The 17,668-nt window shown below is 69.1% G+C and carries 11 protein-coding genes; 1 reads left to right on the top strand and 10 read right to left on the bottom strand.

Annotation, left to right across the window (positions count from 1 at the left end; translation table 11 throughout):
* Positions 1-9: 9 nt before the first annotated feature.
* Together GT347_RS14615 and GT347_RS14610 are read right to left on the bottom strand one after the other, a co-directional pair.
* Positions 10-969: a PDDEXK nuclease domain-containing protein gene (locus tag GT347_RS14615; protein WP_229722318.1), complete on the bottom strand. Its 960-nt coding sequence runs from the start codon at positions 967-969 to the stop codon at positions 10-12.
* A 120-nt stretch (positions 970-1,089) separates the two neighbouring features.
* Positions 1,090-3,849, bottom strand: coding sequence for a ligase-associated DNA damage response DEXH box helicase (locus GT347_RS14610; protein WP_160552891.1), 2,760 nt, complete (start codon positions 3,847-3,849; stop codon positions 1,090-1,092).
* A 105-nt stretch (positions 3,850-3,954) separates the two neighbouring features.
* On the opposite strand from GT347_RS14610, the gene GT347_RS14605 reads away from it, so the two are divergent.
* The gene (locus GT347_RS14605) at positions 3,955-7,797 is read left to right on the top strand and encodes a hypothetical protein (RefSeq protein WP_160552890.1); all 3,843 of its coding nucleotides are present in this window, start codon (positions 3,955-3,957) and stop codon (positions 7,795-7,797) included.
* 12 nt (positions 7,798-7,809) lie between these two features.
* Here GT347_RS14605 and GT347_RS14600 read toward each other — a convergent pair whose 3' ends face one another.
* The 8 genes from GT347_RS14600 to GT347_RS14565 all read right to left on the bottom strand — a co-directional run bounded on the left by GT347_RS14600 (position 7,810) and on the right by GT347_RS14565 (position 17,668).
* Positions 7,810-9,465, bottom strand: coding sequence for an ATP-dependent DNA ligase (locus tag GT347_RS14600; protein ID WP_160552889.1), 1,656 nt, complete (start codon positions 9,463-9,465; stop codon positions 7,810-7,812).
* Positions 9,462-10,493 carry a ligase-associated DNA damage response exonuclease gene (locus GT347_RS14595; RefSeq protein ID WP_160552888.1) on the bottom strand — a complete coding sequence of 344 codons (1,032 nt, stop codon included), beginning with the start codon at positions 10,491-10,493 and terminating at the stop codon, positions 9,462-9,464. The genes GT347_RS14600 and GT347_RS14595 overlap by 4 nt, the downstream gene beginning before the upstream one ends.
* 63 nt (positions 10,494-10,556) lie before the next feature.
* On the bottom strand, positions 10,557-12,455 hold the full coding sequence (locus GT347_RS14590; protein WP_160552887.1) for a hypothetical protein: 1,899 nt from the start codon (positions 12,453-12,455) through the stop codon (positions 10,557-10,559).
* 222 nt (positions 12,456-12,677) lie between these two features.
* Positions 12,678-13,097 (bottom strand): F0F1 ATP synthase subunit epsilon, encoded by a 420-nt coding sequence (locus GT347_RS14585; protein WP_160552886.1) that lies wholly within the window; start codon positions 13,095-13,097, stop codon positions 12,678-12,680.
* Positions 13,098-13,171: 74 nt separating this feature from the next.
* Entirely contained in the window at positions 13,172-14,596 is a 1,425-nt protein-coding gene (gene atpD / locus GT347_RS14580) for a F0F1 ATP synthase subunit beta (RefSeq protein WP_160552885.1), read from the bottom strand.
* A 37-nt stretch (positions 14,597-14,633) separates the two neighbouring features.
* Positions 14,634-15,503 (bottom strand): F0F1 ATP synthase subunit gamma, encoded by an 870-nt coding sequence (gene atpG / locus GT347_RS14575; RefSeq protein ID WP_160552884.1) that lies wholly within the window; start codon positions 15,501-15,503, stop codon positions 14,634-14,636.
* A gap of 36 nt (positions 15,504-15,539) precedes the next feature.
* Positions 15,540-17,093, bottom strand: a complete 1,554-nt coding sequence (gene atpA / locus GT347_RS14570) for a F0F1 ATP synthase subunit alpha (RefSeq protein ID WP_160552883.1) — start codon at positions 17,091-17,093, stop codon at positions 15,540-15,542.
* 41 nt (positions 17,094-17,134) lie between these two features.
* Complete coding sequence (locus tag GT347_RS14565) at positions 17,135-17,668, bottom strand: F0F1 ATP synthase subunit delta (protein ID WP_160552882.1); 534 nt, start codon at positions 17,666-17,668, stop codon at positions 17,135-17,137.

Genomic DNA, 17,668 nt, shown 5'->3' with positions numbered 1-17,668 from the left:
GCGCCCCCGTCAGCCCGCCGATCCGGCCAGGTTCTGCTGGTAGAACTCATGCAGCTTGGCCTGCAGCCAGGCCTTGTCCGGCAGCTGGGTGCGGTACTGGGCGATGAGCGCGGGCGAGGCCATGCGGCTCAGCGCGTACTCGACCACCTCGTCGTCCTTGCTGGCGCACAGCAGCACGCCGATGGCGGGGTTCTCGTGTTTCTTCCTCACGTCGCGGTCCAGCGCTTCGAGATAGAAGGCCAGCTTGCCCAGGTATTCGGGCTCGAAGCGGCCGACCTTCAGCTCGATGGCGACCAGGCAGTTCAGGCCGCGGTGGAAGAACAGCAGGTCCAGCGCGAAGTCCTGCTTGCCGACTTGCAGGGGGAACTCGGAGCCGACGAAGCAAAAGTCCCGGCCCAGTTCGATCATGAAGTTCTTCAGGCGGTCGAGCAGGCCGCGGTGCAGGTCGGCCTCGCTGTGGGTGTCCGCCAGGTCGAGGAATTCGACCATGTAGGCGTCCTTGAAGACGTTCAGCACCTCGGGGCTGTTTTGTCGCACCACTGGTGAGACTTTCGCGGGGCTGAGCTGGATGCGCTCGAACAGGGCCGACTGCAGCTGGCGTTCGAGTTCGCGGCGGCTCCACTTTTCCCGGGCTGCTGCGCGGAGATAGAACTCGCGCTCCGCCATGCCTTTGCATTGACTGAGGATGACCAAGTTATGCGACCAGGGGACATGTCGCACCAGTGGTGTGACTTTCTCGTCGTCGACATACGCGTCGTAGAACTGCCGCATGCGGAACAGGTTGGCCCGGGTGAATCCGCGCAGGCCGGGCTGCGTTTCCTCCAGGTAGACCGCCAGCTGCCGGACGATCCCTTCGCCCCATTCCGCTGCCGCGATCCGGCGGCTGATCGCTCCGCCGACCTGCCAGTACAGCTCGATCAAGGCGGTGTTGACCGCCTGGTAGGTCTGCGCCTTGGCGGACTGGATCAAGCCGGCGATTTCGACAAAGCCGGTTTCCGGCCCTTTGGTCCGGGTGGGAACGGGAACTTTTGAACGAGGCATTGCCAACCCTGCAGCTGCACAAGACCCGCATCATAAGCAAGCGAACACTTACAACAGAGGCAGGGGCCGCGAAGGCTTGCGCTCCCGGCGCGGCTTGCGGGGCTCGCCGCCTTCCACCGGCGTGAGCGAGAAATCGAGATCCTTCCTGATCTCCGCCGCCGCCGCCTGTTCCGCCGCGCTGGGCGGCTCGGGCGGCTTCGCGCGAGGCGGGCCGTTGCGCGGGCGCCGGGCCTGTTTCTCCTCGGCCGCCTGCGCATCCGGCGCCCGGCCATCGGCCGCGTCTTCCAGCTGCAGCACCATACGCGCGATGCGGTCGGCCAGGTTCTCGTTGGTCAGCTTCTCGCGGAAGAGTTCGATCATCAGCGGGAAGGCGAAGGGGCTGGGCCGCTCCAGGTGCTTGACCACCAGTTCCTGCGAACGCATCTTGCGCAGGCTGCCCAGGATCTGGGCGATGTCCAGCTCCTGGCTCAGCACCTCCTCGTCGGCCTGGCGCAGCAGCATGTTGTCGCTGTCGTATTTCTGGAAGACCTCGAAGAAGAGCTGCGACGAGGCCTGCAGCTGGCGGTTGCTGCGGCGCTCGCCGGGATGGCTCTGGAAGATCAGGCCCGACACCCGCGCGATCTCGCGAAAGCGCCGGCGCGACATCTCGGTGGCGTTCAGGCTGGCCAGCACCTCTTGCAGCAGGGCGCCGTGCTCGCCACCGCCGGGCGCGTCGTCCAGGCGCAGCAGATCGGGCAGCAGGCCAGCCCAGTCGCGCGGTGTGGCGCTGATCAGCTCCAGGCCGTAGTCGTTGATGGCGATGGAGAAGGTGCCCTGCTCGTGCTGCGCCGCGCGCCAGGCAAACAGGCTGGCCAGGCCGATGTGTGCATGGCGGCCGGCGAAGGGATAGAGGAAGAGATGCCAGCCCTCGCGCGTACGCAAGGTCTCGGCCAGCAGGGTGCCGGGCGTGGGCAGGGCCGACCAGCGCTGCTGCACCTCCAGCAAGGGCCGCACGCTCTTCAGCTCGGGCGAATCGAAGCGGTGTGCCGCGGCCAGGGCCATCTGCTCGACCAGCGATTCGGCCAGCACCGAGGAGATCGCCATGCGCGAGCCGTTCCAGCGCGGCACCGTCGGCCGGCCCGCGGTGGCGCGTTTGACGTAGGCCGTCATCTGTTCGATCTTCACCATCTCCAGCACCCGGCCGGCGAAGAGGAAGCAGTCGCCGGGCTGCAGGCGGGCGAGAAAGCTCTCCTCCATGGTGCCGAGCCGCGCGCCGTTCTTGATCTGTACCACCATCGAGGCATCACTTACGATGGTGCCGATATTGCTGCGGTGGCGGCGTGCCAGGCGTTTGTCGGAAAGGCGCCAGATGCCCTGTTCGTCCGGCGCCACGCGGTGGTAGTCCGGATAGGCCGCGAGCGATGGCCCGCCGCGCGAGACGAAGTCCAGGCACCAGTCCCACACCGCGCGCGGCAGCTCGCGGTAGGCGGCCGTGCGGCGCACCTCGGCATACAGCGCCTCGGGCTCGAAGCCGCCGCCGAGCGCGACCGTGACCAGGTGCTGGGCCAGCACATCCACCGGCTGGTGCGGCGAGCTGCGGCGCTCCACATGGCCGGCGCGGATGGCGGCACGTGCTGCGGCGGCTTCGATGATCTCCAGGCTGTGCGTGGGCACCAGCGTGATGCGGGACGGCCGGCCCGGCGCATGGCCCGACCGGCCGGCGCGCTGCAGCAGCCGCGCCACGCCCTTGGGCGAGCCGATCTGCACCACCCGCTCCACCGGCAGGAAATCCACGCCCAGGTCCAGGCTGCTGGTGCAGACCACCGCCTTGAGCGAGCCGGCCTTCAGCCCCTGCTCCACCCAGTCGCGCACGCCGCGGTCCAGCGAGCCGTGGTGGATGGCCAGCACGCCGGCCCAGTCCGGCCGCGCTTCGAGGATGGCCTTGTACCAAAGCTCGGCCTGCGAACGCACGTTGACGAAGACGAGTGTGGTGCCGCTCTGGTCCAGCTCCGCCACCACCTGCGGCAGCATGCGCAGGCCCAGGTGGCCGGCCCAGCTGAAGCGGGCGGCGTTCCCGGGCAGCAGGGTGTCGACGACCAGGCGCTTGTCGATCTTGCCCTGCACCAGCACGCCTTCGTCGCCGGGCTGGCGCGGGCCGAGCAGGGTTTCCATCGCCTCCTGCAGATTGCCCAGCGTGGCCGACATGCCCCACACCCGCAGCGCCGGGTTCCAGCCGCGGATGCGGGCGATGGCCAGCTGCAGCTGCACGCCGCGCTTGTTGCCCAGCAGCTCGTGCCATTCGTCGGCCACCACCAGTTCCACGCCGCGCAGCAGTTCCTGGGCATCGGCGCGGGCCAGCATCAGCGACAGGCTCTCCGGCGTGGTCACCAGCACCGTCGGCAGGCGGCGCGACTGGGCGCTGCGCTCGCCGCTGTCGGTGTCGCCGGTGCGGGCGCCGGCGGTCCAGCGGGCGATGCCGGGATGGCGTCCGGCGAGCTCGTCGAGCGGCCGGCGCAGCGCCGTGAGGGTGTCGGCGGCCAGGGCACGCATCGGTGTGATCCACAGCACCGTCAGCGGCACGGAAGGCGTGGAGCGGCGACGCGAGCCGGGCTCCTCGCCCTCGGCGGCGCGCTGCGAGAAGGCCTGCAGCGCGCCCAGCCACACCGCATAGGTCTTGCCCGCGCCGGTGGTGGCATGCAGCAGGCCGGAGCGGCCCTCGGCCAGCGCCTTCCACACTTCCTTCTGGAAGCCGAAAGCCTTCCAGCCGCGCTCGGAGAACCAGCCGGCGATGGCGCGGCGGATGGCGAGCGGACGGCTGTGGGACTTCATCGGCAGCGATTGTGGGGCGCTCGGATTTACCGCGCGTAGCTTCGTGTTCACGTCAACAGCGCAGAGGCCGGCTGCGAATCTCGGCCGCAAAAGACAGGAGACCCCATGTTGCCGGCAAACCCGATCCCGACCGGTGGATGTCCATCGCCACGGCTCATTCCCCCACCCCCACCCGACGACCTCGAGCGGCCCGACGATGCACCGCGCGACGACTGCGCGGGCGATGAAGACAGGCCCGCCGCGCCCGACAGCGACTTCGCCGCCGCCCCGCTCGCCACCCAATTCCGCCACACCGGCTTTCTCGATTCCGGCGTCAACGGCCGCTGGCGCAAGGCCTCGCGCCAACTGCACGGCTGCAGCGCCGCGGTGGCGCGGCGGGTGAGCGACATATCGCCCACGCTGCAGAAGGTGCAGCGCCACAACCAGACCCTGCTGCTGCGGCGCAACTTCAGCATGGCGCCGCTGACGCCCGGCCTGCTGGCCGAGGTGGTCGAGCAGCTGCTCGGCCACATGGACGACGCCTTCCTCACCAACCTGCGGCGCAATGTGGACAAGGGCTGCGGCCTGCTCTGGCAGTTCGTCAGCCAGGACGACCAGGACCTCACCCGCACCCGGGCGCAGCTGATCGCCGAGATGACCGATCTGCGCCATGACGACTCGGCTCTGCGGCGCGCCCTGCGGGCCCTGAAACGCGACGGCCAGCGCCCGCCCCGGGACCTGGCGGGCCTGGCCGGCCGCGACTGGGTGCTGCGCCTGTCGGCCGCCACCATGGACGAGCTGATGCGCCCCAGCCCCGCCGCGGCCCGCAAGACCGCCGAACTCATCGCCGAGCTGGGCGAGGCGCTGCAGCGCCGCTTCGACGCCATCCACCTCGACGCCATGCACAGGCTGGTGGCCGAGAGCTCCCGGCTCGGCCCGGATGCGCCCCCCGCCGCGCTCCACGCCCTGGTGCGCAGGAACGCCCGCGCCACCAGCCGCCGCATCGCCAACGCACGCAAGCAGGCCTTCGACGAGTTCCGGCGGCGCAACGGCGGCGAGTTCGGCTACAACAGCCTGAGCGAACAGGTGCGCGAGAACTGCAATACCGAGTACTACCGCAGCATCCTGGTGCCCGGCGCGACCTGGTCCATGGTGGCGCGGGTGGTGACGGCCGGACTGACCGCCCTGGGCGGCAGCGCGGCGGTGGCGGCCACGGTCACCGTGATCTCGACCGCCGTGCTGCAGTACGGCGGCGCGGTGCTGTCCCAGGCCAGCGCCGGCGCCACCGGCGCGGCCAATGTGGACCTGCGGCCTTTCGATTCGGCGGTGCAGGCCCGGCCGCAGGTCGATCCGCAGCTCTACTGGAACCAGCGCCGCCTCAGCCAGGCGGTGACCGCCATTGCCCGCGAGGCCCTGCACCTCTACACCCAGCCCGGCAATCCGGCGGCGGCCGAGTGCCGGCGCAGCGTGCGCCGGCTGGAAGAATCCCGGGGCTACGGCCTGAACGCCCGCTGCGCCCTGGCGCCCGAACTGCTGGCCCTGTGTGACTACCAGGCCCATATGCTCGGCCGCGAAACCGGCGGGCTGGACCAGGCCATTCCCGCGCCGATCCGCATCGCGCAGCTGCTGCTGGAATTCGTGGCGGCGCTGCCGCCGCTGCCGGCCGGACTGGAAGAAAGCCCCGATGCGCTGGACGAGGAACTGCGCCGTTCGGTGGTCCTGGCCCTGGTCGAAGCCATCAACCGCAAGGCCTGCAAAGAGCCGCCGGCCGAGGCCGCCGTCATCGCCGAGCGCGCCCTGGCCCATGCCGCGGCGGTGCTGGAAGAGGCCGACATGGACCGCGCCGCCTGGGGCGCCTGGATGGCGCCGGACAGCGTGGCCCTGCACGCCGGCGGCGTGGCCTTCCATGGGCTGATCCTGCAGCTGCTGCGATCCTGCAGCCTGCAGGAGCAGGCCTTGTTCGAATCGCGCTGCTTCCTCATGGCCCAGTACCGCGGCCTGTATGTGAACGCGGTGTTCGGGCTGGTGGTGACGATGGCGATCGGCGTGGCCGCCTTCTTCGGCATCAGCGCCGCGGCCGCCTCGGGCGGGGCGGCGGCCGGCTTCGGTGTGGCGGTGGCCTTCGCGCTGGCCGCCTTCGTCGTCGGCGCGGCACCGCGCGACGCTGCTGCCGTGGCCTGGTACCGCAAGGACCGCCAGGGCCAGACCGACGGCCAGCTCTACCGCCTGCTGCGATCGCTCGAGGCCCATGCCCTCACCGGCGACCGGGCGCGCTGGCTCGCCAGCATCGAGAAGGCGGTGCTGGACAACCATGTGCCGCTTTACCTGCGCCGCATCCTGCAGATGACGCATTCGCTGCGCGCGGCCTGGGAGAACGAGCTGGTCGACGGCAGCACCGAGCAGTCGCAGATGGGCTGGAACCTGCTGCATGCGCTGGAGCAGGACCCGCTGGCGCACTGGCGGCGGCGCTGCGTGGCCGAGCTCGCCGCGCACTCGCTGGACGCGATGCACGAGGCCACCTCGGTGCTGAAGCACCAGGCCCTGCTCGATGCCCACCGGGATTCGATCCGGCTGCTCGACTGCGCCGCCGAGGCAGCCCAGCGGGTGGTGCAGACACCCAGCCCCGCCATCGAACAGATCGCCCGCGACTACCGGCAGGAGCGCGACCGCTACGGCATCCGCCAGGCCTTCCAGTACCAGGAGCGCCATGCCGGCTTCTTCCCCGGCGAAGGCGGCCGCATCCCGGCGCGCCTGCGCATCGCCGCCCTGCTTGCGCGGGCGCGTGGCCAGGTCGATGGCTTCCTGCAGCGCCACCGGCACACGCCCGGCTTCGCCCTGTCGCGCGGTGAGCTGGCCGCCCTGGCCACCGCCCTGCGCACCCCCTTCGCCGACAACGACACCGAAATCTGGCTGGCGCAGGTGGAAGTGAAGTTGCAGACACGCGGCCAGCTCGAAGAAGGCGACGAGCCGCTGCACCTGCGCTGGTCGGGCCTGTCGCCGCAGCGCCTGGAAGCCTTGTACCGCGACTACCGCAGCCGCGCCGCCCGCGTCGAGGAACACCGCCGCGCCATGTGCATCCTGGCGCGCGACCTGCTCGCCCTGCGCAGCGGCCGCTTCGACCGGGTGCAGGACCCGCTGGGCATCGTCGGCGCCTCGCTGCGCAGCTTCTCGGCCGCCGGCCAGATCTCGCGCCATTACCGGGTCAACCGAGACTTGTGGTTCCTGGCCTTCACCCGCGGCACCGCGCGATTCGCCGGCCAGGTCATCCCCGTCACCTGGCAGGGTGCGGCCGCCGCGGTGGTGGTGCTGGCCGGCGGCGCGCTGGCCATCGCCCAGAGCGTGCACCACCTCGGCGAGTTCAAGCTCAGCATGCTGTCGCCGGACCATCTGAAACAGCTGCAGTTCGCGCCGCGCCTGAGCAGCCTGGCCAGCCCGCTGGCCTCCAACCTGATGAACGCGATTCAGCCGCAGAGCGGGCCGGCCACCTTCCAGACCGCGGCGCAGATCCAGTCCTGGCGCGGCGGCTACGCCCCGGACGATGCCTCCTTCGATGCGCTGGTGGCTCACTGCGCGCGGGATCTGGCGCAGTTCCACCAGCACGCCGGCCACTGGCCAGCGGATGCGCCGCGGGTCGAGGAAGTGCTGGCCATGCTGCTGGCCATGGGCGGCAGCCAGCAGCTCAAGCAGCGCATCGACCGCACCCTGGCCGCGCCCGCGGATTTCGAGCTGCTGTCCGCCTCCGACCAGCAATGCTGGAAGCTGGGCCAGGCCATGGCCCGGCGCGGCTGGCGGACCCGCATCGGCAATCTGGACCCGCGCCTCTACTGGTACGACCTGAGCCTTGCCAAGTACGCACGGCACCATTTCCAGCAGACGCAGGCCGACCGCGACAAGCTGGCCGGCATGCTCGCCGTCGCCGGCGTGGCGCTGAACTCGCGCCTGGACACCGAGCAGGCCAGCTGGTTCTGAACGGCGCCGGCGTCAGGGATCGGAATGCGGCAGCAGCTCGGCCAGGGTCTGCAGCGTGTCGGCCTCCGCCACCGGCTTGTCCTCGCGCCAGCGCAGCATGCGCGGGAACCGCACGGCGATGCCGCTCTTGTGGCGGCTGCTGCGGGCGATGCCTTCGAAGCCCAGCTCGAAGACCAGCGTGGGTTTGACGCTGCGCACCGGGCCGAAGGTCTCCAGCGTGGTCTTGCGGATCACCGCGTCGACCCGGGCCATCTCGGCATCGGTCAGGCCCGAATAGGCCTTGGCGAAGGGCACCAGCTTGCGGTCCTCCTGTTCCGCCGGGCCGTCCCAGACGGCGAAGGTGTAGTCGCTGTAGAGGCTGGCGCGGCGGCCGTGGCCGCGCTGGGCGTAGATCAGGACCGCGTCGATGGAGAGCGGGTCGATCTTCCACTTCCACCAGGTGCCCACGTCCTTGGTGCGGCCCACGCCGTACTGGGCGGACAAGGCCTTGAGCATCATGCCCTCCACGCCCAGCGAGCGTGCTTGCTCGCGCTGCACGGCCAGGTCTGCCCAGTCGGTGCCCTGCAGCAGCGGGCTGGACACCAGCGACGGATGCGGTGTGCGTGCCACCAGCGCATCGAGCCGGGCGCGGCGCTCCTGCTGGGGCAGGGCACGCAGGTCCACGCCGCCTTCCTCCAGCAGGTCGTAGGCCAGCAGCACCACCGGCAGCTCGCGCTGCAGCTTGGGGCCCACGGTCTTGCGGCCTATCCGTTTCTGCATCTCGGCGAAGGGCTGCACCCGGCCGTCGCGCCAGACCACGATCTCGCCGTCGATCACCGTGCCGTCCGGCACCGCGCCGCCCAGGGCCTGCAGTTCGGGATAACGGTCGGTGACCAGTTCCTCGCCGCGCGACCAGATCCACACATCGCCCGCGCGCCGCACCAGCTGGGCACGGATGCCGTCCCATTTCCACTCCACCTGCCAGGCCGAGGGCGGGCCGATCGTCGCCTCGAACTGCGCCACCGGCAGCGCCAGCGGATGGGCCAGGAAGAAGGGATAGGGATGGCCGCTGCCATGCGGATCGGCCGCGCCCTCTTCCGCCGTGGCGATCAGCCGGCGGTAATCGTCGGCATCCGGCGCGCCGCCGATGGCGGTGTAGCCGATCAGGCGCTGGGCGATCAGCTTCGGGTCCAGCCCGGCGGTGACGGCCAGCGCCTGCGTCACCTGCAGGCGCGAGACGCCGACACGGAAGCTGCCGGTGATCAGCTTGAAATACACCAGCCGGTCTTCCGGAGCCAGCAGGTCCCACTGCGCGCCCAGCACGGCGGACAGGGCCTCGGGCGGAGTCTTGCGCAGGGGCAGCAGATGCTGCTGCATCCAGGCGGCCAGGCCCAGCTCGTGTGCGCCGGACGGCAGGGGCAGCAGCAGGGAGATGGTCTCGGCCAGGTCGCCGACCGCGTCGTAGCTCTCGGCGAACAGCCATTCGGGCAAGCCGGCCGCATCGCGGGCGATCTCGCGCAGCAGCTTGCTGGGCACCAGCTGGCGCGGCTTGCCGCCGGCCAGGAAGTAGACGGCCCAGGCGGCGTCCTCGGCCGGCGCGGCGGCCAGGTACTGCTGCAGGGCGGCCTGCTTGGCCAGGGTGGAGGTGGTGGCGTCCAGGGCGCGGTAGAGGGCGGCGAAGGCCTTCATGCGCCCTGCCCCGCCGGCTCGGCCGCCGGCGCGGTCTCGCCGTCCTCGTCGCCGTATTCGGTCTTGAAGGAGCGGGCGTCCAGGCCCTGCTCGGCCAGCCAGCGCACCATCACCGCCACGCTGCCGTGGGTGACGTACACGCACTCCGCGCCGGTGGCGCCGATGGCGCGCTGCAGGCCGGGCCAGTCGGCGTGGTCGGACATGACGAAACCCTTGTCCACGCCGCGCCGCCGGCGGGTGCCGCGCAGCTGCATCCAGCCGCTGGCAAAACCGTCCGAATAGTTGCCGAAGCGGCGTATCCAGGGCGTGCCCTGGGCCGAGGGCGGTGCCACCACCAGCGCGGTCTTGAGCAGGGCGGCGTCCACTCCCGGGTCGGTCACCCGCAGCGTGGGCGGCAGGCGCACGCCGGCCGCGCGGTAGACGGCATTGAGCGGCTCGACCGCGCCATGCACCACGATCGGCCCGATGCTGCTGTCCACCCCGTGCAGGATGCGCTGCGCCTTGCCGAAGGCATAACCCAGCAGCACCGAGGCGCGGCCCGCCGCCGCGTTGGTCCGCCACCAGGCATCGATCTCGGCGAACAGCACCGGCTGCGCCGGCCAGCGGTAGATGGGCAGGCCGAAGGTGGATTCGGTGATGAAGGTGTCGCAGCGCACCGGCTCGAAGGGAGCGCAGGTGCCGTCGTCTTCGAGCTTGTAGTCGCCCGAGGCCACCCAGACCCGGCCGCCGTGCTCCAGCCGCACCTGGGCCGAGCCCAGCACATGGCCGGCCGGGTGCAGGGAGATGCGCACGCCCTTGTGCTCGATCGCCTCGCCGTAGGGCAGGGTCTGCAGCGGGATGTCGGCGCCCAGGCGGGCCCTCAGGGTGCCTTCGCTGTCGGTGTGGGCCAGGTAGTGGCCGTGGCCGACACGCGCATGGTCGGAATGGGCGTGGGTGATGACGGCGCGGTCCACCGGCCGCCAGGGGTCGATGTAGAAATCCCCGGCGGTGCAGTAGAGGCCTTCGGGGCGGGCGACGATGAGTTCCATGGTCGGATCATCTTCGGCGCGCGGCCGCCGCGACCGGGAACAAATGGCAACAGCACCCGAACCTCAGGCGCCGAGCCGGCGCTCCATTTCCGCGGCCTGGCCCAGGCATTCGAGCAGCGCGCACACCGCCGCGCCGAACTGCCGGCCCTGCTGCAGCTGACGCGGCAGCGCCACCATCGCGACACCGGCCTGGCGCATGGTGTCCAGGAAGCCGGTGCCGACCTCGCCGTGGTCGATGCGCACCTGCAGCTCGTTGCGTTCGATGGCGACCTTGGGATGCGTGTTGTAGCCCGCCAGGCCGAACAGCGCCGCCAGCCCGGCACAGGCCACCATGCCCGGCAGCGGTGGGCTGCCTTGCCAGGCCAGGTTCAGCAGCTTGGGCACGAAGACGTAATAGCCCGGCCCGACGCCGACCTGCCATTGCTGGCCCAGGAACTTGCAGAACTGGCTGGAGACCTCGCCTTGCTTCTGCAGGCGCGCGCTGACCTCGGCCCACAGCAGGGGATCGCAGCGGCCGCCGGGCAGCAGCAGCCGGGCGGCGACCCCGTCCAGCGCCAGCTCGGTCAGCTGCTGGCTTTCCACGCGGGCGAGGTCGGCGCGCAGGCGCTGCAGCTCGGCATGGCAGCCATCGCCGGCTTCGAGGTTGGCGGCGGCATCGGCCACCGCGCCGGAATGCCGGCGTTCGTAGCCGCCGGCATGGGCGCGCAGGCAGGTGGCGAGCATGGCGACGCGGCTGCGGTTCGGGCCGGTGAAGAAGTCGCGCAGACGGGTCTCGTCGATGTCCTGCGGGCGCAGCGGCGATCCGCGGGCCAGGCGGCTATCTCCAAGGGCGTTCAGCGGTGGGTCGTACAGCATGTGGAAGCGGATGGTGAAGGCCTGCTTGTGGCCCTCGTCGCGGCCGGCGAGCCAGGCCTGGATGCCCGCCGCCCCCAGCGAGACACCCACCTGCAGCGCGGCCGAGGCCCAGGCCGAGATCCAGCGCGCCGCGCGCAGCAGCTGGCCGACCGGAGCCAGCACCAGCTTGGGATAGCGGGCGAGATTCTGGAAGCGGTTCTCCAGATGCACACGGGTATCGGCCGCCTGCTTGGCGCGGACGGCGGGCAAGAGCTTGCGCAGCGCCTCGGTCGCGCGGGCATGGCGCCAGCGCAAATCGGGCAGGCGCGCCAGCCTGCCGGGCTGCTCCAGGCAGCGGGCGATGGCGGCGTGTGTCCGACGATATTCGGCCATGGCCCGGCGAATATGGCGGGTCAGCGCCGGTTTATCCTGGCGGTCGTGAATGCGGAACCGGTCCACACGCACCACATAATCGGCCGCGCGCCAGCGGTCCGCCCATGCACCGAATGGCTGGATCAGGCATGCGTTCAGCCAGGGCGTCAGCGCCAATATCGCCACGTTGAGAATGAAACCCACCAGGCGCGCCGTCGCGTTTCCGGGGAAAAAGGCATTGACCGCGCTGGAAAGGCTGGTGCCGAGCAAGGCGGTCGGCAGGGTGGCGAGCGAGGCCAGCGCCGCCGCGCGCGCCTGCCCGACGCGGCCCCGGTCGATCTGCCCGGCCTGCAGGCCGGCCGCCAGCATGAAGCCCTGCACATCGCCGTCTTCGACCAGGGCGATGCTTTCCGCCAGGTCCAGCGGGCGGCCGCGTTCGCATTCCTTGACCGCGATGCGGGCCAGGACGCCCGAGAGGATCAGGGCCGCGGCGGCGGCATCGACCCGGCGTTCGGTTTCCTGCTGCAGCGCATCCTGGCAGGCCTGCAGCTGCCCCGGGGTCGCATGAGGACGGCCCGGCGGCAGTGCCCGGTATGCAGGTTTGCCCGCCGGCAGCTGGAAGACTTCGGCGTCCGCTTCCGAGGGCTCCGAGCTGCCGAGCTCGCATTCGTACCAGACCTCGTCGTCCGGCGGCGGTTTTTCATCGCCCGGTTTGACCGGTGCGGCCCTCGGCGAAAACGTGGCAATGGTCAGCATGGGTTTTCTCTTTCTGCATCAAATGCACAAAGATGAACCCGGCGGGATTTTCAAAATACCCCCAAGCCGAATGCAGATCGAATCACCCGAAATTCGCCAGCGGGCATTTTTTGATTAATTTGGAAACGCATCCGATATTTTCATCAAAACGTCACACAAACCCGTCGCATATAAAAAAAGCCACCTCGCAAGGTGGCTTTTCGAAGCGCCGGAGCGCTGTTTTCAGCGCTTGTCGCGAAAGCGCCGCAGCGCGGCGATCTGCGCGGCCATCACGGCCAGTTCCGACTGGGCCTTGGCCAGGTCGAGGTCGCTCTTGGCGTGCTTGAGGGCTTCCTCGGCGGCGACCTTGGCCTTGTTGGCCTTCTCTTCGTCCAGGTCCTTGCCGCGGATGGCGGTGTCGGACAGGACGGTGACCACATCCGGCTGCACTTCGAGAATGCCGCCGGCGACGAAGACGAACTCTTCGCTGCCGTCGGCCATGTCGATGCGCACGGTGCCGGGCTTGATGCGGGTGATCAGCGGCGTGTGGCGCGGATAGATGCCGAGCTCGCCGGATTCACCCGGCAGCGCGACGAAGCGTGCTTCGCCGGAGAAGATCGACTCTTCCGCGCTGACCACGTCGACGTGAATGGTGTTGGCCATCTGGGATTCCTAGGAGTGGGCTGGAAGGGTTGGGGCGGGAATGGCGGCGGCCTTGCGGCGACCGCCTCTCCAGCTCAAGCCAGCTTCTTGGCCTTCTCGAAAGCTTCGTCAATGGTGCCGACCATGTAGAAGGCCTGCTCGGGCAGGTGGTCGCATTCGCCAGCCGTGATCATCTTGAAACCACGGATGGTTTCCGCCAGCGGCACGTACTTGCCCGGGGAGCCGGTGAAGACTTCGGCGACATGGAAAGGCTGCGACAGGAAACGCTGGATCTTGCGAGCCCGCGACACCAGCAGCTTGTCTTCCGGCGCCAATTCGTCCATGCCCAGGATGGCGATGATGTCGCGCAGTTCCTTGTAGCGCTGCAGGGTGCCCTGCACGGCGCGGGCCACGGCGTAGTGCTCTTCGCCGACGACGTCGGGGCTCAACTGGCGGCTGGTGGAGTCCAGCGGATCGACCGCGGGGTAGATACCCAGCGAGGCGATGTCGCGGGACAGCACGACGGTGGAGTCCAGGTGGGCGAAGGTGGTCGCGGGCGAGGGATCGGTCAAGTCATCGGCAGGCACGTAGACGGCCTGGATGGAGGTGATCGAGCCGACCTTGGTCGAGGTGATGCGCTCCTGCAGGCGGCCCATTTCCTCGGCCAGCGTGGGCTGGTAGCCCACGGCCGAAGGCATGCGGCCCAGCAGTGCGGACACTTCGGTGCCGGCCAGGGTGTAGCGGTAGATGTTGTCCACGAAGAACAGCACGTCACGGCCTTCGTCGCGGAACGACTCGGCGATGGTCAGGCCGGTCAGGGCCACACGCAGGCGGTTGCCCGGGGGCTCGTTCATCTGGCCGTAGACCATGGCGACCTTGGACTCTTCCAGGTTCTCCAGGTTCACGACGCCGGAGTCGGCCATCTCGTGATAGAAGTCGTTGCCTTCGCGGGTGCGCTCACCGACGCCGGCGAACACGGACAGGCCCGAGTGCGCCTTGGCGATGTTGTTGATGAGCTCCATCATGTTGACGGTCTTGCCCACGCCGGCGCCGCCGAACAGGCCCACCTTGCCGCCCTTGGCGAACGGGCAGACCAGGTCGATCACCTTGATGCCGGTTTCCAGCAGTTCCTGCGAGGGCGACAGTTCGTCGTACGCGGGAGCCTTGCGGTGGATGCCGGCGGTGAGTTCCTGGCTGACCGGGCCGCGTTCGTCGATGGGCGCGCCGAGCACGTCCATGATGCGGCCCAGGGTTGCCTTGCCGACCGGCACGGTGATGGCGGCCGCGGTGTTGGTGACCATCAGGCCACGGCGCAGGCCGTCGGACGAGCCCAGCGCGATGGTGCGCACCACGCCGTCGCCCAGCTGCTGCTGGACTTCCAGCGTCAGCGCGGAGCCTTCGAGCTTGAGTGCGTCATAGATCTTCGGCATCTTGTCGCGCGGGAATTCCACGTCGACCACGGCGCCGATGCACTGGACGATCTTGCCCTGGGTGCCAGCTTGAGTTTGCGTTTGAGCCATTGTTTGCTCCAAATAGGTGTTCGGGACCAGACGGTCGTCAGACGGCTGCGGCGCCGCTGACGATCTCGGAGAGTTCCTTGGTGATCGCGGCCTGGCGGGTCTTGTTGTAGACCAGCTTCAGCTCGCCGATGACACTGCCGGCGTTGTCGGTGGCAGCCTTCATCGCGACCATGCGGGCGGACTGCTCGGAAGCCATGTTCTCGGCGACTGCCTGGAACACCAGCGACTCTGCGTAGCGCACCAGCAGTTCGTCGATCACGCTCTGCGCGTCGGGTTCGTAGATGTAGTCCCAGCTGGACTTGCTGGCGCTCTCGTCGGCCACCGGCGGTGCCAGGGGCAGCAGCTGTTCCACCACCGACTCCTGCTTCATCGTGTTGATGAAGCGGGTGTAGCAGAGGTAGACAGCCGACAGCCTGCCTTCGGCATAGGCGTCGAGCAGCACCTTGACCGGGCCGATGAGGCGGTCGAGATGCGGCGTGTCGCCCAGGCCGGTCACGTGGCTGACCACGTGCGCGCCGATGCGGTTCAAGAAGCCCAGGCCCTTGTTGCCGATGGCCACGGCCTCGGACTTGACGCCCTGGGACTGCAGCTCGCGCAACTTGGCGGTGACCGCACGCAGCACGTTGGTGTTCATGCCGCCGCACAGGCCCTTGTCCGTGGTGACCACGATGAAACCGGCAGCCTTGGCATCGTCGTTCGTCTTCATGAACGGATGCACGTACTCCGGATTCGCCTGGCCCAGATGGGCCGCGATGTTGCGCACCTTCTCGCTGTAGGGACGAGCGGCACGCATGCGGTCCTGCGCCTTGCGCATCTTCGAGGCGGCCACCATTTCCATGGCCTTGGTGATCTTCTTGGTGTTCTCCACCGATTTGATCTTGCCCCGGATTTCCTTGCCTGCTGCCATGTGTGCTCCTATGCCTTGAAGTTTCGACGTCCGCGTTTAGGCGAACGACTTCTTGAAGGCGGTGACGGCAGCAGTCATTTCGGCTTCGGCGTCCTTGTCCATGGCCTTGGCCGCCTCGATCTTGTCGAGCAGGGCGCCGTGGCTGGTCTTCAGGAACTGGTGCAGGCCGTGTTCGAAGGGCAGCACCTGCTTGACTTCGATGTCGTCCATGAAGCCCTTGTTGACCGCGAACAGGGTCGCGCCCATCAGGCTGATGGACAGCGGGCTGTACTGCTGCTGCTTGAGCAGTTCGGTCACGCGGGCGCCGCGGTCGAGCTGCTTGCGGGTGGCGTCGTCCAGGTCGGAAGCGAACTGCGCGAACGCAGCCAGCTCACGGTACTGGGCCAGGTCGGTACGGATGCCGCCCGACAGGCTCTTGATGATCTTGGTCTGGGCTGCGCCACCGACACGCGACACCGAGATACCCGCGTTGATGGCGGGACGGATGCCGGCGTTGAACAGCGAGGTTTCCAGGAAGATCTGGCCGTCGGTGATCGAGATCACGTTGGTCGGGACGAAGGCGGACACGTCGCCGGCCTGGGTCTCGATGATCGGCAGTGCGGTCAGCGAGCCGGTCTTGCCCTTGACTTCACCCTTGGTGAAGGCTTCGACGTAGTCGGCGTTCACGCGGGCTGCGCGTTCGAGCAGGCGGCTGTGGAGATAGAACACGTCGCCGGGGAAGGCTTCGCGGCCCGGCGGGCGGCGCAGCAGCAGCGAGACCTGGCGGTAGGCGACGGCCTGCTTGGACAGGTCGTCGTACACGATCAGCGCGTCTTCGCCGCGGTCGCGGAAGTACTCGCCCATGGTGCAGCCGGCGTAGGCCGACACGTACTGCATGGCGGCGGACTCGGAAGCCGAGGCGGCGACGACGATGGTGTAGTCCATCGCACCGGCCTGCTCCAGCGAGCGCACCACGTTCTTGATCGAGGAAGCCTTCTGGCCAATGGCCACGTAGATGCACGTGACGTTCTGGCCCTTCTGGTTGATGATCGCGTCGATCGCCACGGCGGTCTTGCCGGTCTGGCGGTCGCCGATGATCAGCTCGCGCTGGCCACGGCCGATCGGCACCATCGAGTCGATGGACTTCAGGCCGGTCTGCAGGGGCTGGTCGACCGACTTGCGGGCGATCACGCCGGGCGCGACCTTCTCGATCACGTCGGTGAGCTTGGCGTTGACCGGGCCCTTGCCGTCGATCGGCTGGCCCAGGGCGTTGACCACGCGGCCGCGCAGCTCGGGGCCGACGGGCACTTCCAGGATGCGGCCGGTGCACTTGACCACATCGCCTTCGGAGATGTGCTCGTACTCGCCCAGGATCACGGCGCCGACCGAGTCGCGCTCGAGGTTCAGCGCCAGGCCGTAGGAGGGCTGGCCGTCGGAACCCGCGGGGAACTCGAGCATTTCGCCGGCCATCACGTCGGACAGGCCGTGCACGCGGCAGATGCCGTCGGTCACGGACACGACGGTGCCCTGGTTGCGGATGTCGGCACCGCCCGCGAGCCCCTCGATGCGGCTCTTGATCAGTTCTGAAATTTCTGCGGGATTGAGTTGCATGACTCTTTCCTTCTCTTAGGGGTTGCGGCCGGACCTGGCGCTTACGCGGCCAGGGCAGCCTTCATATGGTCGAGGCGGGCGCGTACCGAGGTGTCGAGCACTTCGTCGCCGACGGCGACGCGAACGCCGCCGATCAACGAGGAATCGATCACCACGCTGAGGTTGAGCGGACGGCCGAAACGCTTCTGCAGCGTCGCGCCGAGGTCCGCCAGGGCGGCATCCCCGATGGGGAAGGCGCTGTAGACGACGGCATCGGACGATCCGCCCTGCGCATTGCGCAGTGCACGGAACTGATGCGCCACCTCGGGCAGCGCGGCCAGCCGGCCGTTGTCGATGACCACCCGCAGGAAATTGCGGGCGGCCTCCGGCAGCGGCGTACGGGCCACGGAAGCGATCAGCTCGAAGCGCTGGGCGGCGTCGACCTTGGGGTCGTGCGCCAGCTGCGCGATCTGCGGATCGGCCGCGATGGCGCCGAGCTCATCGACCCAGGCGAGGGCCGCGTCGCGCTGGTCCGCAGGCGTGGCCTGGAACAGCGCTTCGGCGTAGGGACGCGCGATGGTGGCGATTTCGGCCAT

This window comes from Xylophilus rhododendri, from assembly GCF_009906855.1.
GTDB lineage: Bacteria > Pseudomonadota > Gammaproteobacteria > Burkholderiales > Burkholderiaceae_C > Xylophilus > Xylophilus rhododendri.
The sequence above is the reverse complement of the archived record's forward strand: the minus strand, read 5'-3'. Positions and strand labels throughout refer to the sequence as shown.